The following is a 14,628-nucleotide window of genomic DNA, read 5'->3' on the forward strand; positions in this document are numbered from 1 at the left end:
GGGAAGATCTCTCAATGTGAGTGCCGCTCTCATCCCGTCATTGTCTGCGCGAAGCGTTTGCGCGCGGGAGCGAAGCGACGAAGCAATTCATTCTGTCCCTGCGACAAAGCATGGATTGCTTCGCTTCGCTCGCAATGACGGCGGGAGTTAAGGACGGACCAGCGTGTATCCGTTCTCGGTGAGAAGCAAAATCTGTGCGACGCCGACCTGCACGGGGGTGGCGGCTGCGATGTAATCGGGCCGTTTGCCGGTGTCGCGCTCGATGGTGTCGACGGTGTTGAGGCAGATGTCGACCCGCGCGCCCTGCGCGACCAGGCTCTCGACCAGCTTGCGGTTGGCATTGTCGGGCCTGAGCAGGTCGATGCCCGGGCCGAAGGCGACGATCTCGACCGCGACCTTGTCGGGGTCGTAATGCTTCATCAGATTGCTGGCGACGCTGAGGACGAGGCCCTGCTTCTTCGGATCGTTGTCGGAGAGCTGCAGCACGACCTTGTGTTCGGCGAACGGCTTGTCCTGCAACGGCGCGAGCTGGGCGCGGGCCGGCGGTATTGCCAGCGCGACCGTCGCAAGGCCGAGCGCGGCGATGAGCGCGCGCCACCTCATCCGTGCCTCGCGATGCCTGGGTTGTCCTCGACGCCTTTCAGCGTCACGCCGGGTTCGTCGCGGTTCGGCGGCCGGCCGGAGCGCAGATGCCTGGCCACCACATCCCAGATCGGCGCGCCGTTCTGCTGGTTGACCGAGGCCCAGCCCGCGACCTTGTAATGCTTGCCGGCTTCGAGATGCTTGCCGTTGCCGAGCTTCAGCTCGGAGATGCGCTTGCCGACGGTCTCGCCAGGCGTGCAGGTGTAGGCAAGGCCGCCGACGCGAACCATGTCGCCGCCCTGCTGATAATAGGGATCGACGTTGAAGAGGTTGTCGCAGACGTCTTCCAGCACATCCTTGATCTGGCCGCCGGTCATCGTGGCAACGTAGGTCTCGGGATAGGTGATCGCGGTTTCCGACAGCACATCTTCCATGGTCAGCGGCTGGCCGGCCAGCGTGGTGAGGCCCCAGCGGAAGCCGGGCGACAGCGCGATCTCGGCGTTGAGCTCGTTCACCAGCGCATCGCAGATCAGCTGGTCGACGGTGCCGGAGAAATTACCGCGGCGGTAGAGCAGGCGGTCGGCCGTACCGAGCTTGTCGCTCCACTCGTCGGAATGCGGATCGCGCATCTTGTCGATCAACGCCTGCATCGCGGGATCGGGCTTCAGCAGCTCGGCGAACACCGGCAGCAGGCGATAGCGAACATTGGCGACCTTGCCCTTCGTGAGGTCGAGATCGAGCACGCCGATGAACTTGCCGTTGGAGCCGGCATTGGTCACCAGCGTGACGCCGCCGGCATTGGTCACCGTGATCGGGATCGGGATCGCGTCATGGGTGTGGCCGCCGAGGATGACGTCGATCCCGGTGACGCGGCTCGCGAGCTTGAGGTCGACGTCCATGCCGTTATGCGACAGCAGGATCACCGCCTCGACCTTGTCGTTGTTGCGATGGCCGTCGACCAGCTTTTGCAGCTCCTCGTCGCGGATGCCGAACTTCCAGTCCGGCGTGAAGCGCTTGGGGTGCGCGATCGGCACATAAGGAAAGGCCTGGCCGATGATCGCGACGCGATGGCCGCCGATCTCCTTGATGACAGACGGCTTGAACACCCGCCCCGAGGCCGGATCGAACGCCTTGGCGTCGTTGAACGCGGCCTCCTCGGTCAGGAACACGTTCTGCGCCAGGAACTCGCCCTTGAAGCGGGAGAGATTGTCGCGCAGCACCTGCTCGCCATAGGTGAATTCCCAGTGCCCGGTCATCGCCTCGATGCCGAGCAGATTGGCAACCTCCACCATGTCGGCGCCGTTCATGGCGTTGGCGAGCCCGGTGCCCTGCCAGAGGTCGCCGCCGTCGAGCAGGATCGAGCGCTTTTCGCCGACATCGGCGCGCAGCTTGTCGACCAGCGTCTTCAGATGGGCAAAGCCGCCGAGCCGGCCGAAGCGGACGGCGGCCTTCTCGAACTCGACGCAGGTAAAGGCATAGGCGTCGGCGCTGTCGGGCCGGATGCCGAAGCGGTCGAGGAACGCCTTGCCGACCAGATGCGGCGGCTGGCCGGCCATCGCGCCGACGCCGATATTGACGCCGGGCTCGCGAAACAACACCGGCTTCAGCTGCGCATGCGTGTCGGTCATGTGCAGGATGCGGGCGTTGCCGAAGCGTTCGAGGTCGTAGACGCTGGCGGTATCGGCGCTGCGCGCGAGGCGAGGCACGCCGGCCACGAGCGTTGCGGCGGCCGAAGCTCTCAGGAAATCCCGGCGGCGGATGATCATCACTCTCTCCGCGCGGCCCCCGTGGCCTGCGCGCCTTTAGCGAACTTCCATGTCCTTCCAGCGTTCCTTTTCGCTGGTGGCCTGGAAGATCGATGCCTTTGCCAGCGCCTCGGCCTCCTTGGCCTGGGCGACTGCGGTGTCGAAATCACCAGCCTCACCGGCCTTTTTTGCGGCGGCGAGCGTTGAAGCCGTCGTGGTCCACTGGTTGCGCAGACTGCCCGCTTCCTTGTTGGCGGCCTCGGCCGCGGCATAGGCCGCCTTGTAGTCGGCCTCGGAGGCGGCGAGGGCGGTGGTCGCAGTCGCAACCAGCAGGGCCGATGCCGCGAAGATGGCTCGCATGACCGTGCTCATGGCCGTGCTCCCGGTCCCGAAATCGGCAGGCCATTGCTGACATAGGACAAATAATATTCGAGGTTGCGGTACTCGTCGTCCTGCGGATTGAGCGGCACGCCGCGGATCTGGCTGTTGCAGGTGGTGAAGCGGCGGCTCGTGGTGCCCATGCCCGACCATTCCGAGCGGTAGATCGGCATCGCGTTCAGGATGCCGAGCGCCGGCGCCAGTACCTCGGCGCGGATGCGCTCGCCCGGGCTCTGGATATGGCAGGTGGCGCAGGAGAAATTGAGCTGGCCGCGGCGGGTGTAGAAATACTCCTTGCCCTTCTGATAGGCCTCCAGCGCACGCGGATCGTTCGGGATCTTGATGTCCATCGGCTTGCCGCGCGAGGTGAAGGCCATGTAGGCGGTGAGCGCCGCCATGTCGTCCTTCACATAGGAGAACGGCGCCTCGCCATTGGCTTCGCGGCAGCGGTTGAGCGCCAGCTCGAGCGTGACGACCTTGCCTTCCTTCTCGTCAAAATAAGGATAGTTCTGGCGGATACCGATGCCCTGGTTCGGGAAGCAGTCGGCGTAGGTCTTGCCGTTCTTGAACGGCGTCGAGAACATTTCCTTGCCGGCCTCGAGCGAGAACTCGTAGGGCGGAAACTGCTCCTTCTCTTCCCACTGCTTGTGCAGGTCCTCATTCATCGAATAGGGACCGTTGACGAAGTCCTCGGGCTTCAGCTTGGGGAATTTGCTGGTGAAGAATTTCTGGAACGCGGCCTTGTCGGCGGCGGGATCGACGCTGTCGGCTGCGCGCGCGGCCGGCGCCAGCATACCGAGCGCCAGCGTCGCGATTAAAATTTTGTTCTGACGCGTTTTCTTCACGCGAACCGGCGTCCACTTCGCTCGAAAACGCTCTAGAGCGCGAATTGCGAAGCGCCGCGTCATTGAATCTTCGCCGTGGTGGTGTCGGTCGCGCCCTTGTTGTCGACCCAGCTGACCTTCAGGTCGTCGCCCTTCTTGCCGCCCTTGAAGGCGAACTTGACATAGGGGTCCTTGGAGACGCCGCCGCCCCAGTCGGCGACGAACACCGGCTTGCCGTCATACTCGAAGGTCAGCACCTGGATGAAATGCGGCGGGATGATCTCGCCCTTGGCGTCCTTGACGAAGCCGGAATCCATCGGATGCTGGATCAGCGCCTGCACCTCGGTGGTGTCGCCGTTTGACGTGGCGCGCACGCGAATGCTCGATGCCATCTGGTTTATCCCTTGATTGCTCAGCCGCCGCAGCCGCCGACGGTGACCTTGATTTCTTTCTGGGCGCTGTAGAGCTTGCCGCCGGCCTCAACGATCACGGTGACGTTGCTGGTCTTGGCCATCTTGATGCGGTTGGCGACGCTCGGCAGCGTGCCGGCCGGAATCCTGTACGTCGCGATCAGCGAGATCGGGTTCTCGCTGACCAGGAATGAGATCGAGGTGACATCTGATAGCGTCGTGGTGGCGGAGATCGGCACCACAGCGCCGTTCTCGGCGATCTCGGGTGCGTCCATCTTGACCTTGTCGGAGGGCTCGGCGGTCTTGCCATAGAGCGCCTTGATCGCGTCGGCCTCGTTCTTCTGCTTGAACGCCTCTTCCGGATATTTGTCGTTGGCGGCGGCGAGCGCCTGCGGCACGCCGAACGGAATGACGCCAAGGCCGATCAGTGCGGCCACGCCCGCGCCCTTCAGCACCAGGCGGCGGCTCCCAAGAAATTCGCTGGTCGTGATGCTCATCGAATAATCTCCTCAAGCGACGGTTGCAGCGTCACAGCGTCTGCAGGAAGTCCACCACCGCGCTGATTTCCTTCTCGCTCAAAATCCGGTTTCGGCCGAACGGCGGCATCACCGTCTGCGGGTTGCGCTTGGTCTCATCGGTGACGATCGCAATCAGCTCGTCGCGGCTGTATTTCGCCTTGAGGCCGGTCAATTCGGGGCCGATCGTGCCGGGCAGCTCGCCGCCCTTGATGACATGGCAGGTCAGGCAATTGCCCTTGCCGCGGTCAAAGGCGAGCTTTTGGCCGTCGGCGGCGGATTGGGCCTGCGCGGGCGCAGCCATGGCGGTGCCGGCCAGCAGCGCCAGGACAAGGGCTGGCTTGGAGAAAGTGGCGATCAAGGACGTTTCCCGGGCTTCAATCTCGATGATCCCATCGCAATATAAAGAGTGGAAAGCACAAAGGCTATCCGCTGGCAACTCGGAGAATAGGCGCGTTGCGACGGGGTTAATGGAAGCGTGGCGGTCCGTCCGCCTGTCATGTTTGTGTGGTTGAGCCCTTGAGGAGAAGCGTAGTGGCGGAGTTTGTGGTGGAGTTCGGCAAGGACGGCAGCCCGGTCGAGGCGGACGGGCGGCTCGACGCAGCAGCGTTCCACCGCAATCACCAGCCGATCTGGGCGGTGCTGAAGGACTACCTTGCGGGCCAATCCGGTGACGTGCTGGAGGCCGGCAGCGGCACCGGCCAGCATGTCGTCTATTTCGCCGGTCGGACGCCCGACATCACTTGGTGGCCGAGCGACCTCCATGCCGCGCATCTGCGCAGCATCGAGGCCTGGCGCGCGCATGCCGCCCTTCGCAACATCCAGCCACCGCAGCCGATCGATCTGTCCGACCCGGTCTGGTCGCCGACGCCACCGGACGGCAAAGGTCTGGACAAACTGCTCGCGATCTTCTGCGCCAATGTGATCCACATCGCGCCGTGGCGTGTCGCCGAGGGCCTGTTCGCCGGCGCCGCGCGGCATCTGCGTGCCGACGGCCGGCTGTTCCTCTACGGCCCGTTCAAGCGCGGCGGCAAGCACACCGCGCTCAGCAATGCGGTGTTCGACACGTCGTTGCGCGACCGCGACGCCGAATGGGGCGTGCGCGATATCGCTGATCTCGAGACGCTTGCGGAGAGCGTCGGGCTCAAGCTTGACGGGACCTTCGAGATGCCGGCCAACAACATGATTTTGACGTTTGTCCGGAAGGACGCGGCTCAGTCATAAGCCAGGCTCCAGCCGTCGCCACGCAGCCAGCAGCGCGCGTCGGGAATCTCGGCATCGCGATAAAGCCGCGTCACCTTCTGCCGGCCGCCGCGGGCGAAGGCTTCGGCCAATGCCTTTTCAGACGCCTCGTCGCGTCCGCCGTCGCAGGGAATAATCGCGACCGGTGAGATCCAGGTGGCTTGATACTGTGCGCCCTCGCGCCGGACCCGGAACACCGCGCCGGATCGCGCCACTTGCTCCGGCGCGCCGCCCTTGAATCCTTCATCCGACGTCAGCGGCAGGATCAGGCGGCCGCCGTCGGCAAGCCCGTCGAGCCATCGCGCGGCGGGCCGGGTGCAGCCGGCATTGACATAGATCACGTCGGCTGGATCGAACGATGTGAGCGTGCCGTCGCCCGCAATGATCTCGACATTCGGATAAGGGACGAGATTGGCGCGGGCGCGCGCGGCAAGCTCCAGGTCGTATTCGATCCCGGTGACGCGGCCGGTCGGCCCGACCAGGTGCGCGAGGAGCGCCGTGTAGTAGCCCGTGCCGGTACCGATATGCACCACATGCTCGGCGGCGGCCGGTGCGGCCTGGTGCATGAGATAGGCGTGCAGCGACGGCTGGCCGTTGTTGAGCCGCCGCTCCGGCCGCAACGCGACCAGATCGTTGGTGTAGAGATAGACCGGATCGGCGTCGGGTGTCGGCACATAGTCGCGGGTCCACCATCGCAGTATCATCCATGGTCCCGGGCCGACGAAGTCCTCACGCGGAATGGTGGCGAAGGCCTCCATCACCCGCGCATCGACGATGTTGGCAGCGGCCATGATCTGCTTGGCATAGGCGGCTCGTATGATGCGGAGTTCGGCTTGCGGGTCCATTACTGCTCCCTGCCTTGTGTTATGCGATTTGACACACTGACGTGTGTGAAATAGCATACTTCAACGACGGAGGCCAGAATGAAGAGACGGCTTTATCCGGCCGTGCTGGAGCGCGGTCCACGCGGCGCGTTCGGGGCGTGGTTTCCCGACTTTCCCGGCTGCGTCGCCGGCGGCAAGTCGCAGGAAGAGGCGATCGAGCGTGCCGAGCATGCGCTGGCACAGGCAGTGGACGGCTGGGTCGAGCAGGGCCACGCGCTGCCGGAGCCGACGCCGATCGAGCGGATCGTGCCGCCCAAGGGCTCCGACGTCGCCGCCTTCTTCATGGTCGGCGTCGATCCGCCCGATCCGTCCGAGCGCGTCAACGTCTATTTGCCGAAAAGCCTGATCGCTCGCATCGACAAGCGCGCCGCCGAGCTCGGCATGAGCCGTTCGAGCTTCTTCGGCTTTGCGAGCTCGCTCGCGCTCGAATGGCCGGGCGGTTATCCGCGCGGCGCCCCGATCGCGCCGCGCTCCAAGGTGCACAAGACCGGCGCGCTGCGCGCCGAGAAGCGGCCGGGCAAGAAGCCCGCGCGGTAGTTGACGCGCGATGCAACACGCGTGACGTCGTCCTGGCGAAAGCCAGGACCCATTACCCCAAATGCTGATTGTAGCGCGTAGCTGGGGCCGCGATCCCTCTCGCAACAAGACTCGGTGGTTATGGGTCCTGGCCTTCGCCAGGACGACGCCGGAGTGTAGGTGTTCGACCTGGCCAACAACCGTGCGCCTCCCGCATGGCCTACGTCCGTTTGCGCCGGTTGATCGGCCTGCACCTGCTCTCCATAGTGCGCGCGATTGGAGGCTCCCGCCGGGGCTTCAAGGCGGGACTTCAGATGATCGACGTGACGGCTGCGGATGAAACGAGCGACGACGCGCGGGCGCGCAGCAATGTGTGGCGGCTTGCGGCGGCGCAGGCGCTGACCGGCGCCAATTCGGCCGTGATCTTCGCCACCGGCTCGATCGTCGGCGCGACGCTGGCGCCCGACATCTCGCTCGCGACGGTGCCGCTCTCGATGTATGTGCTGGGGCTCGCCGCCGGTACGCTGCCGACGGGTGCGATCTCGCGCGCTTATGGAAGGCGCGTCGCCTTCATCGTCGGCACCTTCTGCGGCACGCTCACCGGTGCGCTCGGCGCCTGGGCGATCCTGCACTCGTCGTTCTGGCTGTTCTGCGGCGCGACCTTCCTCGGCGGGCTCTATGGCGCCGTCGCGCAGTCCTATCGCTTTGCTGCCGCCGATGGCGCCAGCGTTGCGTTCCGGCCCAAGGCGGTGTCGTGGGTGATGGCGGGCGGCGTGTTCGCCGGCGTGCTTGGACCGCAGCTCGTGCAATGGACCATGGACATCTGGCCGCCTTATCTGTTCGCGTTCTCCTTCGTGATGCAGGCGCTGGTCGCGCTGGTGGCGATGGCGGTGCTGTCGGGTGTCGACGCGCCGAAGCCGGTGGCGGCGGATCTGCATGGCGGCCGTCCGCTGCGCGAGATCGCAAAACAGCCGCGCTTCATTGCCGCCGCGCTGTGCGGCGTGATCGCTTATCCGATGATGAACCTGGTGATGACCTCGGCACCGCTCGCCATGAAGATGTGCGGATTGTCGGTCAGCGATTCCAACTTCGGCATCCAGTGGCACATTGTGGCGATGTACGGCCCGAGCTTCTTCACGGGCTCGCTGATCGCCCGCTTCGGCGCTCCCGTCATCGTCGCGCTCGGGCTGGCGCTGGAGGCGGTGGCCGCGATGATCGGGTTGTCCGGCATCACGGCGCCGCACTTCTGGGCCACGCTGTTCGTGCTCGGGATCGGCTGGAATTTTGCGTTTGTCGGCGCCTCCGCGCTGGTGCTGGAGACGCACCGGCCGCAGGAGCGCAACAAGGTGCAGGCGTTCAACGATTTCCTGGTGTTCGGCATGATGGCGATCGGCTCGTTCTCGTCGGGCCAGCTGCTCGCGCATTACGGCTGGAACGCCGTCAACATGGTGGTGTTTCCGCCGGTGCTGCTCGGGCTTGCCGTGCTGTCGCTGGCGTCATTCGCCAGGCGGCGGGCGAAATTGCGTGCGGTGGAAGAGATCCCGGATCTCGGTCTTTGATCTCGTTGTTTGAGCATGACCTTTTCGGAAAACCGCTTCGCACTTTTCCGGATCATGCTCCTGCTGCCAATTGCTGACACTTCGACCGGTTTCGAATTGACCGGCTTGCAAGGCTGCTCACATCGTGGGAACGGATTAATCCGGTCCTGACGATGTGAGAAGCAAGAGCAAGAAATGGACGCATCATCACCCACGCTGCATGACGAATCCGCGCTCGGCTACGAGGGCTGGCGCATCGTCGTCGTCTGCTTCCTGCTTGCGACCTTCGGCTGGGGATTGGGCTTCTACGGCCAGAGCGTCTATGTCGCCGAGCTGCAGCGACTGCACGGCTGGCCGGCGTCGCTGATTTCGTCGGGCACGACCTTCTTCTATCTGTTCGGCGCCGCGCTGGTTGCCTTCGTCAGCGAGGCGATCAAGGCGTTCGGTGCGCGCAGCTGCCTGATCGCGGGCACCCTCGCGATGGCGGTTGCGGCGGTCGCGATCGGCGAGGTGCGCGAGCCCTGGCAGCTCTATCTCGCCGATGCGCTACTGGCGTTCGGCTGGGCCGGCACCAGCCTCGGCATCATCACCAATACGCTCGGCCTGTGGTTCGACAAGAAGCGCGGCATGGCGATCAGCCTGGCGCTGAACGGCGCCAGCTTCGGCGGCATCGTCGGCGTGCCGCTGCTGGTTGCCGGCATCGGTTATTTCGGCTTCTCCGGCGCGATGATCGCAGCCGCGGTGGCGCTCGTCGTGGTGATGGTGCCTGTGATCCTGATCTTCGTCGGGCGGCCGCCGGAGCATCTGCACGCGGTGACTTCAGCGGCGACTGACGCGCCGTCGGCGACCCAGGTGCGCGCCCGGGCCCTGCGCGACATCCGTTTCCTCTCGGTGTCGATTGCCTTCGCACTGGTGCTGTTCGCCCAGGTCGGATTCATCGTGCATCTGATCGCGTATCTCGATCAGGTGATCGGCCGCGAGCGCGCCACGGTTGCGATGGCGCTGTTGACCGCGATGGCCGTGGTCGGCCGTGTCTCGTTCTCGTTCGTGATCGACCGGCTCAACCAGCGGCTGGCGTCGGCGCTGTCCTTTATCAGCCAGGCGATCGCGCTCGTCATCATCATCAACGTGCACAACGACGTCGCGCAGATCGCCGCCTGCGCGCTGTTCGGCTTCTCGGTCGGCAATCTGATCACGCTGCCGGCGCTGATCGTGCAACGCGAGTTCGACCCGCGCGCGTTCGGCGTGCTGGTCAGCCTGATCACCGCGATCAACCAGATCACCTACGCCTTCGGCCCCGGCGTGATCGGGCTGTTGCACGATCTCTCGGGCAGCTACACGCTGCCGTTCTATGGCTGCATCGGCCTGGAGCTGATCGCGGCGGCGGCGATCATGACGAAGGGGAAGTAGCCCCGTTGGCTCACCCGGGGCTACGATTTCTTTCGTGATTTCTTCTTCTTCTCACCGATCTTCCCGGCCGCGGCGACCCGCAGCAGGCGTCGGAAGGTCGGACATTCCATGTGGCTCGGCGCGGGACACACGGCGGCGTGGCGCAGGCCGTCGCGCATCGCGTTGAGCCGGCGGCGCGCCCGAGTGCGATCAGCGCCAGCCGGTCCAGCACGGCCGGATCGAACAGTCGGCGCAGCCCGCGCCGGCCGTGCGAGGCGATCAGCCCCTTTTCCTCGTAGAAGCGCAGGGTCGAGGCGCGAACGCCGGATAATTGCGCCACCTCCGCGATGTCGACGTCCCGCATGGCCTTGACCTCAAGTTCACTTGAACTGGCAGTGTGCCGCCAGGCGCTTGCTTAAGGCAAGCATCAGGACAGGCAAATAGCAAAAGGACGAGATCATGAGTGCCGCACCGCAGGCCGAGGACGAGCAGGTCAAACTTTGGAACGGCGCTGCCGGACGCGCCTGGGTCGAGACGCGCGACGTGCTCGAACGGATGTTCAAGCCGCTTGAGGAGCTGCTCGTTCGGGCGGTGGCCGATGCCGCGGCCGGCCATGTGCTGGATGTCGGCTGCGGTACGGGCGCCACGACGTTCGCCGTCGCTCGCGTGCTCGGCCCGCAAGGGCATTGCACCGGCATCGACATCTCCGAGCCGATGATCGCGGCGGCCCGGGCCCGAGCGGCGCGGGAAGGGCTGCCTGCCGGCTTCATCTGCGCCGACGCGCAGACCCATAGCTTTGCGCCGGCGAGCTTCGACATCATCATCTCACGCCTCGGCGTGATGTTCTTTGCCGATCCGGTGCTGGCCTTCGCCAATCTGCGGCGGGCGGCCCGGCCGGGTGCGGCGCTTCGCTTCATCGCGTGGCGCGGCGCGGTCGAGAACCCGTTCATGACGACGGCGGAGCGGGCGGCGAAGCCGCTGCTGCCGGATCTTCCGGCGCGGCGTCCCGATGCGCCGGGGCAGTTCGGCTTCGCGGACCGGGAGCGGGTCGCGCGCATCCTGGAGGACAGCGGCTGGGGCGCGATCGCGATCGAGCCGGTCGATATCGCCTTGCGCTTTCCGGCATCGGAGCTGACCCGTTATGTGAGCTGGCTCGGCCCGGTCGGGACGATGCTGCACGGGATGGAAGAGCCGCGTCGCACGCAGGTGATCGAGACCGTGCGCGGTGCCTTCGACCGCTACATTCACGGCAGCGAGATTCGCTTCAACGCGGCCTGCTGGATGGTCGCGGCGCGCGCACCGGCGGAGGCTGCGCATGGCTGACGCCGTGGAATTTGCGACAAGCGCGGTGCTGATCGGCGCCGGCGCGACGGTCGTGATGGACGTCTGGGGCATCGCCCGCAAACGGCTGCTCGGCATCCCGTCGCTGGACTATGCCCTGGTCGGCCGCTGGCTCGGCCATCTCGCATCCGGCAGCCTGCGCCACGACCGCATCGCTGCGTCGCCGCAGGTCGCGGGCGAAAGGCTGATCGGATGGGCTGCGCATTATCTGATCGGGATCGGCTTTGCCGGCGTGCTGCTTGCGATCTTCGGGCTTGGTTGGGCGCGGCAGCCCAGCATCGCTCCGGCGCTGATCGTCGGGATCGGCAGCGTGGCCGCACCGTTCCTGGTGATGCAGCCCGCGATGGGCGCCGGCATCGCCGCGAGCCGAACGCCGCAGCCATGGGCGGCGCGGCTGCAGAGCCTCCTGACGCATGCGGTGTTCGGCGTTGGCCTCTATGCGGCCGGCTGGCTCGTCAGTCTGGCGAGTTTGTAGTTGCTGCACCCGTAGCCGGGATGAGCCAACGGGTCACGCGAACGCGCGCCCGATGACAGGCTCCGCGATATCCGGGACCCGTCCGTCGGCTTGCGCCAGCCTCCGGATGTCGCTTCGCTCATCCGGGCTACAATTCAATCCGCGTTGCGGAATTACGCCGCCCGCTGCCTCAACAGGTCCTCAAGGTCCAGCCGGCGCGTGAACATCGAAAGCTTGCCGTCGGCGCTGCGCGGCCATTCGGCTTCGGGGCGGTCCCAATAGAGCTCGACGCCGTTCTCGTCGGGATCGCGCAGGTAGAGCGCCTGGCTGACGCCGTGGTCGCTGGCGCCGTCGAGCTGGATGCCGGCCGACAGCACCCGATGCAGCGCATCGGCGAGCGCCGGGCGGGTCGGATAAAGGATGGCGGTGTGGAACAGGCCCGTCGTGCCCGGCGGCGGCGGATGGCCGCCCTTGCTCTCCCAGGTGTTGAGGCCGATGTGGTGGTGATAGCCGCCGGCCGAGATGAAGGCGGCGTCCGTCCCCAAGCGCTGCTGCAGCTCGAAGCCGATCACGCCGCAATAGAAGCCGAGCGCGCGCTCGAGATCGGCGACCTTGAGGTGGACATGCCCGATCCGCGTGCCCGCGATGATGGGTGGATTTTCCGGCATGACCTGGCTCCGTTGGCATCAACGCCTTGCCGTCAGGGGCAAGGCTTCGCCGCCTGATATAGTCCGGATTTGCCGGGCCGGAGCAATCCATCCTGAAACGCAGCGTTTCCGAACTGCGCCGCGGCCGGCCTGATCTAGCAGAGCTCCGACAACTCGCCGCCGGGCAGCTGGAACTCGAACGTGTTCAGCGTCATCGACACCATGGTGTAGTAGCCGCAAAGGCCGATCACCTCGACCAGGCCGCGCAGGCTCAGCACCTCGACCGCCTCGTCATACAGTCCCTTCGGCAGGCCGTGACCTTCGTGCAGCGCCTTGGCGACGTCGTAGATCATTTTTGCCTTGGGGTCGTCGAAAGTCGGCGTCCGGCGTACGCGAATGTCCTCGATGATCTTCTGATCGAGGCCGCCCTTCAGCGCGAGACGCTTGTGGGCATACCATTCGTAATGCGCGGTCCAGTGCCGCGCGGTGACGAGGATCGCGATCTCCGACAGCTTCGGTGGGAATACCGTGTCGAAGCGCAGCACCTCGCCGAGCCGCGTGGCATGCCGCGCCATCTCCGGGCTGTTGAGCCAGGCCATCATCGGCGCCGGTGGCGCGCCGCGCTTGCCGGAGATCGACTCGTCGTAGGTTTCTTTCTGGGCGGGGTTCATTTCGCTAGGCGAAAGCAGCTTCAGCCGCATGTCCGTTTCCTCTTGTTTTTCAATCGTTACCCCACTTCGGCGATACACCCGATCGCGCGAGGTGAGTAGCGACGCCAGAGCATGGCGCGGCTGCGAGGCATATTGAACTCGGCGGCTGCGTAGGTCTAAGGTCGAATCCAATTCGTCGAATTTGACTGGAAACGCACCATGGCTGACCTCGAGAAATTCCGCGCAGAGACCCGCGCCTGGCTGGAGCAGAACTGCCCGCCGGAGATGCGCAAACCGATGACGTCGGATGGCGACACCTTCTGGGGTGGCCGCAACGCGAAATTCTCGTCGGACGCGCAGCGGGTCTGGTTCGAGCGGATGCGCGACAAGGGTTGGACCGTGCCGCATTGGCCGAAGGAATATGGCGGCGGCGGCCTCGACGGCGAGGAAGCCAAGATTGTGCGCCAGGAGATGGCGGCGATCGGCGCGCGCCAGCCGCTGACCTCGTTCGGCATCTCGATGCTCGGACCGGCGTTGCTGCAATACGGCACCGAGGAGCAGAAGAAGGAGCATCTGCCGAAGATCACCGCGGGCCTGATCCGCTGGTGCCAGGGCTATTCCGAGCCGAACGCCGGCTCCGACCTCGCCTCGCTGCAGACCCGCGCGGTCGGCGACGGCGACGACTACATCATCAACGGCCAGAAGATCTGGACCTCCTACGCCAACTATGCCGACTGGATCTTCTGCCTGGTGCGCACCGATCCCGCCGCCAAGAAGCACGACGGCATCAGTTTCATTCTCTTCGACATGACGTCGAAGGGCGTGTCCACGAAACCGATCCTCTTGATCTCCGGCTACTCGCCGTTCTGCGAAACCTTCTTCGACAATGTCCGCGTGCCGAAATCGCATGTCGTGGGCACCGTCAATCGCGGCTGGGATGTCGCGAAATATCTGCTGCAGCACGAGCGCGCGATGATCTCGGGCATGGGCGAGCGCGGCGTCGGCCGTCCGCTCGGCCAGATCGCCGCCGACTCGGTCGGCGCGGACGCGCAGGGCCGGCTCGACGACGCCCAGCTGCGCAGCCAGATCGCGAGCTTCGAGGTCGACGAGGCCGCGCTCGCCGCGGCGGCGGAGCGCGCGGTCGATCTCGCCAAGGCCGGGCAATCGCATCCGGCGTTCTCGTCGGCGATGAAATATTACGGCACCGAGCTCAACAAGCGGCGCTACGAGATCCTGATGTCGGCGGGCGGCATCGACGCGCTGGAATGGGAGAGCGACCGCTCCAGGGGCGGCGCCCGTCCGCGCGCCTGGCTGCGCACCAAGGCCAACTCGATCGAGGGCGGCACCTCGGAGGTGATGCTCGGCATCGTCGCCAAGCGCATCCTCGATCTGCCGGGGGCGTGAGGCACGCTCTCTCCACCCGTCATTCCGGGGCGCGACGCAGTAGCGAGCCCGGAATCCATAACCCCCGATCGTGGTTATGGATTCCGGGCCTGGCCCTTCGGGCCATCCC

17 protein-coding genes and 1 pseudogene are annotated in these 14,628 nt (G+C 65.6%); 7 read left to right on the forward strand and 11 right to left on the reverse strand.

Annotated features, from left to right (window positions below):
- Positions 1–147: 147 nt before the first annotated feature.
- From BraRD5C2_RS29840 to soxX, 7 genes are all read right to left on the reverse strand, one after another.
- Complete coding sequence (locus tag BraRD5C2_RS29840; protein ID WP_223974700.1) at positions 148–603, reverse strand: DsrE family protein; 456 nt, start codon at positions 601–603, stop codon at positions 148–150.
- On the reverse strand, positions 600–2,348 hold the full coding sequence (soxB, locus tag BraRD5C2_RS29845; RefSeq protein WP_223974701.1) for a thiosulfohydrolase SoxB: 1,749 nt from the start codon (positions 2,346–2,348) through the stop codon (positions 600–602). The genes BraRD5C2_RS29840 and soxB overlap by 4 nt, the downstream gene beginning before the upstream one ends.
- A gap of 36 nt (positions 2,349–2,384) precedes the next feature.
- Positions 2,385–2,699, reverse strand: a complete 315-nt coding sequence (locus BraRD5C2_RS29850) for a hypothetical protein (protein WP_223974702.1) — start codon at positions 2,697–2,699, stop codon at positions 2,385–2,387.
- Positions 2,696–3,499: a sulfur oxidation c-type cytochrome SoxA gene (soxA, locus tag BraRD5C2_RS29855; RefSeq protein ID WP_223974982.1), complete on the reverse strand. Its 804-nt coding sequence runs from the start codon at positions 3,497–3,499 to the stop codon at positions 2,696–2,698. Before soxA ends, BraRD5C2_RS29850 begins: the two co-directional genes overlap by 4 nt.
- Before the next feature lie 110 nt (positions 3,500–3,609).
- Positions 3,610–3,921 carry a thiosulfate oxidation carrier complex protein SoxZ gene (gene soxZ, locus BraRD5C2_RS29860; protein WP_050419904.1) on the reverse strand — a complete coding sequence of 104 codons (312 nt, stop codon included), beginning with the start codon at positions 3,919–3,921 and terminating at the stop codon, positions 3,610–3,612.
- Between the two features lie 20 nt (positions 3,922–3,941).
- A complete protein-coding gene (gene soxY, locus BraRD5C2_RS29865; protein ID WP_223974703.1) occupies positions 3,942–4,436 on the reverse strand; it encodes a thiosulfate oxidation carrier protein SoxY in 495 nt (164 codons plus the stop codon).
- Between the two features lie 31 nt (positions 4,437–4,467).
- Positions 4,468–4,758 (reverse strand): sulfur oxidation c-type cytochrome SoxX, encoded by a 291-nt coding sequence (soxX, locus tag BraRD5C2_RS29870; RefSeq protein ID WP_223974983.1) that lies wholly within the window; start codon positions 4,756–4,758, stop codon positions 4,468–4,470.
- 230 nt (positions 4,759–4,988) lie between these two features.
- Between soxX and BraRD5C2_RS29875 the strand changes: the two genes are divergently transcribed.
- Complete coding sequence (locus tag BraRD5C2_RS29875; protein WP_223974704.1) at positions 4,989–5,678, forward strand: DUF938 domain-containing protein; 690 nt, start codon at positions 4,989–4,991, stop codon at positions 5,676–5,678.
- Here the strand turns inward: BraRD5C2_RS29875 and BraRD5C2_RS29880 are convergent.
- On the reverse strand, positions 5,669–6,541 hold the full coding sequence (locus tag BraRD5C2_RS29880) for a protein-L-isoaspartate O-methyltransferase family protein (RefSeq protein ID WP_223974705.1): 873 nt from the start codon (positions 6,539–6,541) through the stop codon (positions 5,669–5,671). The two genes, BraRD5C2_RS29875 and BraRD5C2_RS29880, sit on opposite strands and share 10 nt — an antisense overlap.
- A 78-nt stretch (positions 6,542–6,619) precedes the next feature.
- Between BraRD5C2_RS29880 and BraRD5C2_RS29885 the strand changes: the two genes are divergently transcribed.
- From BraRD5C2_RS29885 to BraRD5C2_RS29895, 3 genes are all read left to right on the forward strand, one after another.
- Complete coding sequence (locus tag BraRD5C2_RS29885; RefSeq protein WP_223974706.1) at positions 6,620–7,117, forward strand: type II toxin-antitoxin system HicB family antitoxin; 498 nt, start codon at positions 6,620–6,622, stop codon at positions 7,115–7,117.
- A gap of 293 nt (positions 7,118–7,410) precedes the next feature.
- Positions 7,411–8,655 (forward strand): MFS transporter, encoded by a 1,245-nt coding sequence (locus BraRD5C2_RS29890; protein WP_223974707.1) that lies wholly within the window; start codon positions 7,411–7,413, stop codon positions 8,653–8,655.
- A gap of 174 nt (positions 8,656–8,829) precedes the next feature.
- Positions 8,830–10,044, forward strand: coding sequence for an MFS transporter (locus BraRD5C2_RS29895; protein ID WP_223974708.1), 1,215 nt, complete (start codon positions 8,830–8,832; stop codon positions 10,042–10,044).
- A 20-nt stretch (positions 10,045–10,064) separates the two neighbouring features.
- On the opposite strand, the pseudogene BraRD5C2_RS29900 reads toward BraRD5C2_RS29895, so the two are convergent.
- Positions 10,065–10,387: pseudogene (locus BraRD5C2_RS29900) on the reverse strand (MerR family DNA-binding transcriptional regulator).
- A 95-nt stretch (positions 10,388–10,482) separates the two neighbouring features.
- Between BraRD5C2_RS29900 and BraRD5C2_RS29905 the strand changes: the two are divergent.
- Together BraRD5C2_RS29905 and BraRD5C2_RS29910 are read left to right on the forward strand one after the other, a co-directional pair.
- A complete protein-coding gene (locus BraRD5C2_RS29905) occupies positions 10,483–11,346 on the forward strand; it encodes a class I SAM-dependent methyltransferase (protein ID WP_223974710.1) in 864 nt (287 codons plus the stop codon).
- On the forward strand, positions 11,339–11,839 hold the full coding sequence (locus tag BraRD5C2_RS29910; protein WP_223974712.1) for a DUF2938 domain-containing protein: 501 nt from the start codon (positions 11,339–11,341) through the stop codon (positions 11,837–11,839). Before BraRD5C2_RS29905 ends, BraRD5C2_RS29910 begins: the two co-directional genes overlap by 8 nt.
- 152 nt (positions 11,840–11,991) lie before the next feature.
- Here the strand turns inward: BraRD5C2_RS29910 and BraRD5C2_RS29915 are convergent, their stop codons facing one another.
- On the reverse strand, positions 11,992–12,486 hold the full coding sequence (locus tag BraRD5C2_RS29915) for a VOC family protein (RefSeq protein ID WP_223974713.1): 495 nt from the start codon (positions 12,484–12,486) through the stop codon (positions 11,992–11,994).
- A gap of 134 nt (positions 12,487–12,620) precedes the next feature.
- Positions 12,621–13,166 carry a carboxymuconolactone decarboxylase family protein gene (locus tag BraRD5C2_RS29920; RefSeq protein ID WP_223974714.1) on the reverse strand — a complete coding sequence of 182 codons (546 nt, stop codon included), beginning with the start codon at positions 13,164–13,166 and terminating at the stop codon, positions 12,621–12,623.
- Between the two features lie 168 nt (positions 13,167–13,334).
- Here BraRD5C2_RS29920 and BraRD5C2_RS29925 point away from each other — a divergent pair, with 168 nt between their 5' ends.
- Positions 13,335–14,519, forward strand: coding sequence for an acyl-CoA dehydrogenase family protein (locus BraRD5C2_RS29925; RefSeq protein ID WP_223974715.1), 1,185 nt, complete (start codon positions 13,335–13,337; stop codon positions 14,517–14,519).
- The last annotated feature ends 109 nt before the right edge of the window (positions 14,520–14,628 follow it).

The sequence above is a fragment of the Bradyrhizobium sp. RD5-C2 genome (genome assembly GCF_019972155.1).
GTDB lineage: Bacteria > Pseudomonadota > Alphaproteobacteria > Rhizobiales > Xanthobacteraceae > Bradyrhizobium.